The sequence below is a fragment of the Rhodococcus aetherivorans genome (assembly GCF_011058165.1).
In the GTDB taxonomy this organism is placed as follows: Bacteria; Actinomycetota; Actinomycetes; order Mycobacteriales; family Mycobacteriaceae; genus Rhodococcus; species Rhodococcus aetherivorans.
Genome location: NZ_JAALEG010000034.1, coordinates 46,938 through 53,725 on the forward strand (window position 1 = coordinate 46,938; position 6,788 = coordinate 53,725).

Consider the following 6,788-nt stretch of genomic DNA (forward strand, 5'->3'; position numbering starts at 1 on the left):
ACAGATTGTTCTGATCGGAACTAGAATCCGGGGTTATGGAACTGCGGCAGCTCGAGTACTTCGTCGCGGTGGCCGAGGAGGCGAACTTCACCCGGGCCGCCCACCGCGTCCACATCAGCCAGTCCGGGATCAGCGCCCAGGTCCGCCGGCTCGAGCACGACCTCGGCGCCGCCCTGTTCGACCGCTCCACCCGCACCGCCACCCTGACCACGGCCGGGGAGGCGGCCCTGCCGCACGCCCGGGCCGCGCTGGCGTCCGCCGCGGCCGCCCGGCAGGCGGTCGAGGAGGTGACGGCACTGATCCGCGGACGGCTGGTGGTCGGCATGGTCACCGCCTGCACCGTCACCGGGCTGTTCGACGCGCTCGCCGCGTTCCACCGCGCGCACCCGGGGGTCGAGATCACCCTCGTCGAGGACGCCTCCGACCGGCTCGTCGAGCGGGTCCGCTGCGCCACCGTGGACCTCGCCCTCGTCGGCTCCGCCGGCAGCCCGCCCCCGGGCCTCGAGGCGCTCACCCTCGTCAGCGAACCGATCGTCGCGGCCGTGCCGCCCGGTCACCCGCTGACCGGACGCGCCCGCCTCACGCTCGCGGACGTGTGCGCGCACCCCGTCGTGTCCATGCCCGAGGGCACCGGGATCCGGACCGTGTTCGACCGGGCGTGTGCCGCCGCCGGCCTGCGCCCCGACATCGCCCTGCAGGCCAGTTCCCCGGACACCGTCGCCGACCTCGCCCTCCGCGGGCTGGGCGTGGCGATCCTCAGCCGCTCGATGACCGCGCACTTCGAGGGCCGGTTGTGCGGGCTCACCCTGGACGACGCCACCGGGCCCGCGGTGCTGTCGCTGATCTGGTCCGATACGGACGCTCCGGCCCTGCGCGAACTCGTCCGGCACAGCCGTCGCGCCTTCGCCGTCGCAGGGACCTAGGACACTTCCCCGGCGGCGGCCCGCGGCCGAGAATGGGCACGGGCCGGCGAACCGGCCGGAGTCGAATCCACGACGACAGGGGGCGGACATGAATCTCGAGGACCTGATGGCCAAGGCACGCGACACGGTCACGGTCAAGCGCGTGTACTCGGAGCCGGTCGAGAAGGACGGCCTGACGGTCATCACCGCGGCCGTGGTCTCCGGCGGTGCCGGCGGAGGCGGGGGGTACTCGCCCGACGGGGAGAACGGCGAGGGCGGCGGCTTCGGCGTCGGGGCTCGCCCGGTGGGCGCGTACGTCATCAGCGGCGGCAAGCTGTCGTGGCAGCCGGCGGTGGACGTCAACCGCCTGGTGCGTACCGTCGCGAGTGTGGCGATCGCCTTCCTCGTCACGCGGGCGCTCGTCGAACGCAAGCGTGCCGCTACGACGCGCTGACACCGCTCACAGCGTCGCGAGGACGAACGACAGCACGAATCCCGCGGCGGTGCTCAGCGCGACCGTGGGACCGCCCTTCTCGTAGGCCTCCGGCATGAGCGTGTCGGCCAGCGACGCCAGCACCGCGCCCGCCGCGAACGCCAACGGCAGGGAGATCGTCTCCGGCGGGGTCACCGCGAGCGGCCCGGCCCCGACGACGACGGCGACGGTCAGCAGCGTGGCGCACGCGACCCACATCCCGAGGATGTACCCCCGGGACCGGCCCTGAGCGCGCATGGAGGCGCTGCCGACGAGCGACTCCGGGAAGTTGGACACGAAGATCGCGACCAGCAGGGCGAGGCCGCCGGTGCCCTCCCCCAGGGACACACCGAGCGCCACGTTCTCGGGCACCCCGTCGAGCGTGACCGCCGCCAGCAGCGCCAGCCCGGCCGCCCCGCTCACCGAGGACGACGACGGCGCGGTTTCCTCGGCGGCCGCGTCGACGTCGAGTTTCTCGCTGCCGTGGTCCTTCTCCCGCCGGCCCTCGGCCACCCGGTCCAGCCACGCGCTGAGCACGGTGAACACGAGCGCGCCGACGACGAGTCCGATCGCCGCGCGCCAGATGCCGCCCTTCTCGTACGAATCCTCGAACAACTCGAACGACAGGGCGGTGATGAGCGCGCCGGCGGCGAACGCCAGCATCGCCGCGAGAACGCGTTTGGGGATCTCCACCCATCCGCCCACCAGGGCACCGAGCACCAGCGCGCTCGAGGCGATGATCCCGAAGAGCAACGATTCGACGATGGCCCCGCCCTCCCTCCGACGCTCCCCGACGGACGGCGGAATACCCGCTGCGGCGGCCCGGAAACCCCCTACCGGCCCGGGGTCAGCCGAGCGGAACCCACCACGGATCCTGCGAGCCCGGCCGCAGTGCGTCGACCCGCTGCCCCGGCATCGGCACGGCCGTGGGCACCCCCTCCTCCCGAGCGGCGGGCAGGAGCCGCGCGATCGGCTCCGACCACGCGTGGAAGGCCAGGTTGAAGGTGCCCCAGTGCACGGGGACGAGCAGGCCGGGGTGGTCGCCGCCCCCGAGATCGAGGTGGGTGCGCACCGCCTCCTCCGGGTTCATGTGCACGTCGGGCCACCGCGGGTCGTACGCCCCCACCGGCAGCAACGTCAGATCGAACGGGCCGTAGCGGTCCCCGATGCCGGCGAAGCGGGGCGTGTAGCCGCTGTCGCCGCCGAAGAACGCGGTTCGCGTCGGCCCCGCGATCACCCACGACGACCACAGTGTGATGTTGCGGATCAGGCCGCGTCCGGAGAAGTGCCGCGCCTCGGTGCACGTGACGGTGAGCGCGCCCACCTCGGTGTGCTGGTCCCAGTCCAGCTCGACGATCCGGTCGGCCGGGATCCGCCACCGGCGCAGGTGCGCGCCCACGCCGAGCGGCACCAGGAACCGGGCCTCGCGCTGCGTGGCCGCGAGCGCCTCCACGGTCTCGCGGTCCAGGTGGTCGTAGTGGTCGTGGGAAATCACGACGGCGTCGATCGGCGGCAGTTCCGCCAGTTCGACCGGCGACGGGTGCAACCGGGCCGGACCCACGGCCGGCGACGGCGAGACCCGCTCGCTCCACACCGGGTCGGCGAGGATCCGGTGGCCGTCGATCTCGAGGAGGACGCTCGAGTGCCCGTACCAGGTGACCGCCAGTTCCGCGGCCTGCACCGGCGCGAGCTGCGGCGCGAGCGGCACCGCGTCGCGCGGCGTGCCGGAAGACCGTCGGGTGAGCATGTCCTTGACGAGGCTGCCGCCGGCCTCGGGCAGCACCGTGCTGCTCGGCTCCGAGTTGTGGAACCGGCCGTTCCGATACCGGGGTGAGCCGGCGGCGTACGGGCGGATGTCCGCCGGAGTCGCGCCGATCGAGCCGGGGACGCCGCGGGCGGCGCGCGCCACCCACAGCAAGCCGGCGCCGGCGAGGGCGGACGAGGCGGTCTGCTTGACGCTCACCCCACCACTGTAGAGGGGCGCGGGCGCGCTCAGCGGCCGCGGAAGACCGGCTCCCGGCGTTCCGCGCGGGCGAGCCGGGCCTCCTGGACGTCCTCGCTGAGCCACGCCGCGGCCAGCGCGGCCGTCTGTTCGGGCGACGGCTCGTCGCGGGTGCCGTCGTCGTTGAGGAACAGCTTCATCGCGTGCAGCGACAGCGGTGCGAGCTTGGCGATCTCGTGTGCCCAGGACTGCGCGGCGACGAGGTCGCCGATCCGGTTGGCCAGGCCGCGGTCCACGGCCTCGTGGGCGTCGACCGGCTCGGCGGCGAGCAGCACGGCCCGCGACGGGCCGCCGCCGAGCAGGGAGGCCAGCCGTCGTACCGTCCACCGGTCCACCGAGATACCAAGGCGCGCCGCGGGAATCGCAAAGCGAGCACCCGGCGCGACGACCCGCAGGTCCGCGGCGAGAGCAAGCTGGGTGCCCGCGCCGATGGCGGGGCCGTTGATCGCGGCGATCACCGGCACGGGCGCCTCCTGGATGGCACGCAGCATCTCGCCCAGGCTGTCGAGGAATCCCTCCGCGTAGACGTCCCCCGACAGGTCGGCGCCGGCGCAGAAGCTCGAGCCCCGGCCGGTGATCACGACCGCACGCGCACCCCCGTCGAGTGCCTCCTCGAGCCCCTCCCGGACCTGGACGCACAGCTCGGTGTTGAGCGCGTTGCGGCGCTCCTCGCGCCGCAGTTCGAGCGTGACCACGTCGCCGTCGCGGCTGATCCCCATCATGTGTGCTTCACCTTTCGTCGCCGGCACGCATCATCGCACCCGCCGCGCACGGGCGCGACGTCGCTCCGCGTCAGCCCTCGTCCGCGCGCGGCCGGCCGGGCTTGCGGATGCGCCCGGCGTCGCACGGCATGCGTCCCGCCTCGCTCAGCGCGCGCCGGAGCAGGAACTCGATCTGCGCGTTGGTGCTGCGCAACTCGTCGGCGGCCCACCGCGCGAGCGCGTCGTGGACCGCCGGGTCGAGCCGAAGCAGGAGCTTCTTGCGTTCCGCCATGGCGTCGACGAGCCCTCAGGCGTAGAGCGATCCGGTGTTGAGCACCGGTTGCGCGCTCTGGTCACCACACAGGACCACCAGCAGATTGCTCACCATCGCGGCCCTGCGCTCCTCGTCGAGCTCGATGGTGTGCTCCTTCTCGAGCTGTTCGAGGGCGGTTCCGACCATGCCGACCGCACCCCTGACGATCTGCTCGCGCGCGGCGATGACGGCACCCGCCTGCTGGCGACGCAGCATGGCCTGCGCGATCTCGGGCGCGTACGCGAGCCGGTTGATCCGGGATTCGACAACGCGCACGCCGGCGGATCCGACCCGCTCGTCGACTTCCGCGGAGAGCCTCGAGGTGATCTCGTCGGCGTTCTGCCGCAGCGACAACGTCTCCGGGCCCGCGTCGTACGGGTAGCTGCCGGCGATGTGGCGGACGGCCGCCTCGGTCTGCACGGCGACGAACTCCTCGAAGTCGTCGACGTCGAACACGGCCCGGGCGGTGTCCTCGACCTGCCACACGATGACGGCGGAGATCTCGATGGGGTTGCCGTCGGCGTCGTTGACCTTGGCGATCCCGGTCTCGTGGTTGCGGATGCGGGTGGAGATCTTGCGCCGGGTGTTGAGCGGATTCATCCAGCGCAGCCCGTCCTGCCGGAGGGTGCCCGAGTACGAGCTGCCGAGCAACTGCAGCACGCGGGCCTCGTTGGGTTCGACGAGGACCAGGCCGGCGAGCGCCACGGTGGCGGGGACGAACAGCACCGCGCCGGCCACGACGAGCGCGACGTTGTGGTTCACCGCGCCGAACACGGCGAGCGCCGCTGCCACGACGTCCACGGCGAGCGCGATCGCGAGGACGGACCAGCCGCTCGCGGATCGTCCGGGCCGCTCGATGGTTACGGAGGGCGTGGCGGACATGGCGGTGACTCCCTTCCCGGTCATTGCAATGCGATATTAAAGTGATATCACATTTTTGGTCGTGCGGAAAAGCCCGTGAGTCCCTCCGCCGGTGGTCGCGCCGGCCCCGATCGTGCCGACGGCACGGCCCCGATCGTGCCGACGGCACGGCCCCGATCGTGCCGACGGCACGGCGGCGACGGGGACGCCGGTGCATCATGGGTGCGGACCCACGGAAGGGAGGGCGGTGATGACGACGGACGCACCGGCGACCCCCGTCGACGTCGTGGTGATCGGCGCGGGCCAGGCCGGGCTGTCCACCGCCTACTTCCTGCAGCGGTTCGGCGTCGAACCGGAGTCCGGGTTCGTCGTGCTGGACCGGTCGTTCGGCCCCGGCGGCGCCTGGCAGGAGCGGTGGCCGTCGTTGACGCTGAGCACCGTCAACGGAGTACACGACCTGCCGGGGTGGCCGTTCTCCGAAGCGGTCGACACCACCGCCGGGCAGGTGCCGGCGGCCGCCGCGGTTCCCGAGTACTACCGCGCCTACGAGGCCCGCTTCCACCTGCCGGTGCACCGCCCCGTCCAGGTCGGCGTGGTGTGCGCCCGCGGCGAGCGACTGCGCGTGGAGACCGACCGCGGCGTGTATTCCGCCCGCGGACTGGTCAACGCCACCGGCACGTGGGAACACCCCTTCGTGCCCTGGTACCCGGGCGCCACCCGCTTCCGCGGACGCCAGCTGCACACCCGGGACTACCGCAGCGCCGACGAGTTCACCGGCCGCCACGTCCTCGTCGTCGGCGGCGGCATCTCGGCGGTGCAGCTGCTCGACGAGATCTCCCGCGTCACCGAAACCACCTGGGTGACCCGCCGCGAACCCGCCTGGCGCGACGAGGATTTCACCCCGGAACTCGGCCGGGCCGCCGTCGCGCTGGTCGAGGACCGGGTACGGCGGGGCCTGCCGCCCGGGTCGGTGGTGTCGGTGACCGGACTGCCGGTCACGCCCGCTATCCGTGCGGCCCGCGAACGCGGCGCACTCGACCGCCTCCCGATGTTCGACGAGATCACCGAGACCGGCGTCCGGTGGCCCGACGGCACCACGCTCGATGTCGATGTCATCCTGTGGTGCACCGGTTTCCGCAGTTCCCTCGACCATCTCGCGCCCCTCGGCCTGCGCAATCCCGGCGGCGGCATCACCATGACGGGGAAGCTGGCGACGCAGGTCTCCGCGGACCCGCGGGTCCACCTCGTCGGGTACGGGCCGTCGGCGTCGACCATCGGCGCGAACCGCGCCGGTCGCGCCGCCGCCCGCGAACTCGTCGACCATCTCGCGGCCACCGCGCCGGGGCCGTGATCCGCCGCATCGGCGCCGTCCTGGCGATGGTGTCCGCCGGACTGGTGCTCACCGCGCCGGCGAACGCCGTTGGTGGAGAAGCAGATCAGCGACCAGGCCCGGCTGCACGGCATCGACGAGGAGCGAGTGCTCGCCGACGTGCTGCTCACCGAGCCGGCGATCAAGCGGCTCGTCGAACCCGGGGAG

The 6,788-nt window shown here is 73.0% G+C and carries 8 protein-coding genes and 1 pseudogene; 4 read left to right on the top strand and 5 right to left on the bottom strand.

Annotation, left to right across the window (positions count from 1 at the left end; all coding sequences use genetic code 11):
• Positions 1 to 35: 35 nt before the first annotated feature.
• Positions 36 to 923, top strand: a complete 888-nt coding sequence (locus G6039_RS15230) for a LysR family transcriptional regulator (protein WP_043797769.1) — start codon at positions 36 to 38, stop codon at positions 921 to 923.
• An 88-nt stretch (positions 924 to 1,011) separates the two neighbouring features.
• Positions 1,012 to 1,356, top strand: a complete 345-nt coding sequence (locus G6039_RS15235) for a hypothetical protein (protein ID WP_006941091.1) — start codon at positions 1,012 to 1,014, stop codon at positions 1,354 to 1,356.
• 6 nt (positions 1,357 to 1,362) lie between these two features.
• On the opposite strand, the gene G6039_RS15240 is transcribed toward G6039_RS15235, so the two are convergent.
• The 5 genes from G6039_RS15240 to G6039_RS15260 all read right to left on the bottom strand — a co-directional run bounded on the left by G6039_RS15240 (position 1,363) and on the right by G6039_RS15260 (position 5,272).
• A complete protein-coding gene (locus tag G6039_RS15240) occupies positions 1,363 to 2,127 on the bottom strand; it encodes a ZIP family metal transporter (RefSeq protein ID WP_006941093.1) in 765 nt (254 codons plus the stop codon).
• A gap of 94 nt (positions 2,128 to 2,221) precedes the next feature.
• Positions 2,222 to 3,337 carry an MBL fold metallo-hydrolase gene (locus G6039_RS15245; protein ID WP_006941094.1) on the bottom strand — a complete coding sequence of 372 codons (1,116 nt, stop codon included), beginning with the start codon at positions 3,335 to 3,337 and terminating at the stop codon, positions 2,222 to 2,224.
• A gap of 29 nt (positions 3,338 to 3,366) precedes the next feature.
• A complete protein-coding gene (locus G6039_RS15250) occupies positions 3,367 to 4,098 on the bottom strand; it encodes an enoyl-CoA hydratase (RefSeq protein ID WP_029541887.1) in 732 nt (243 codons plus the stop codon).
• Positions 4,099 to 4,168: 70 nt separating this feature from the next.
• Positions 4,169 to 4,369 carry a type II toxin-antitoxin system antitoxin gene (locus G6039_RS15255; protein ID WP_006941096.1) on the bottom strand — a complete coding sequence of 67 codons (201 nt, stop codon included), beginning with the start codon at positions 4,367 to 4,369 and terminating at the stop codon, positions 4,169 to 4,171.
• A 15-nt stretch (positions 4,370 to 4,384) separates the two neighbouring features.
• The gene (locus G6039_RS15260) at positions 4,385 to 5,272 is read right to left on the bottom strand and encodes an SPFH domain-containing protein (protein ID WP_029541883.1); all 888 of its coding nucleotides are present in this window, start codon (positions 5,270 to 5,272) and stop codon (positions 4,385 to 4,387) included.
• A gap of 229 nt (positions 5,273 to 5,501) precedes the next feature.
• On the opposite strand from G6039_RS15260, the gene G6039_RS15265 reads away from it, so the two are divergent.
• Entirely contained in the window at positions 5,502 to 6,602 is a 1,101-nt protein-coding gene (locus tag G6039_RS15265; RefSeq protein ID WP_029541881.1) for an NAD(P)-binding domain-containing protein, read from the top strand.
• 60 nt (positions 6,603 to 6,662) lie between these two features.
• Positions 6,663 to 6,788 (top strand): annotated as a pseudogene (locus G6039_RS30620) (3-hydroxybutyrate dehydrogenase); the annotation flags it as partial.

Coding starts and splice junctions, on each gene's coding strand:
- G6039_RS15230 (WP_043797769.1), top strand. CDS start 36: ATGGAACTGCGGCAGCTCGAGTACTTCGTCGCGGTGGCCGAGGAGGCG.
- G6039_RS15235 (WP_006941091.1), top strand. CDS start 1,012: ATGAATCTCGAGGACCTGATGGCCAAGGCACGCGACACGGTCACGGTC.
- G6039_RS15250 (WP_029541887.1), bottom strand. CDS start 4,098: ATGATGGGGATCAGCCGCGACGGCGACGTGGTCACGCTCGAACTGCGG.
- G6039_RS15255 (WP_006941096.1), bottom strand. CDS start 4,369: ATGGCGGAACGCAAGAAGCTCCTGCTTCGGCTCGACCCGGCGGTCCAC.
- G6039_RS15260 (WP_029541883.1), bottom strand. CDS start 5,272: ATGTCCGCCACGCCCTCCGTAACCATCGAGCGGCCCGGACGATCCGCG.
- G6039_RS15265 (WP_029541881.1), top strand. CDS start 5,502: ATGACGACGGACGCACCGGCGACCCCCGTCGACGTCGTGGTGATCGGC.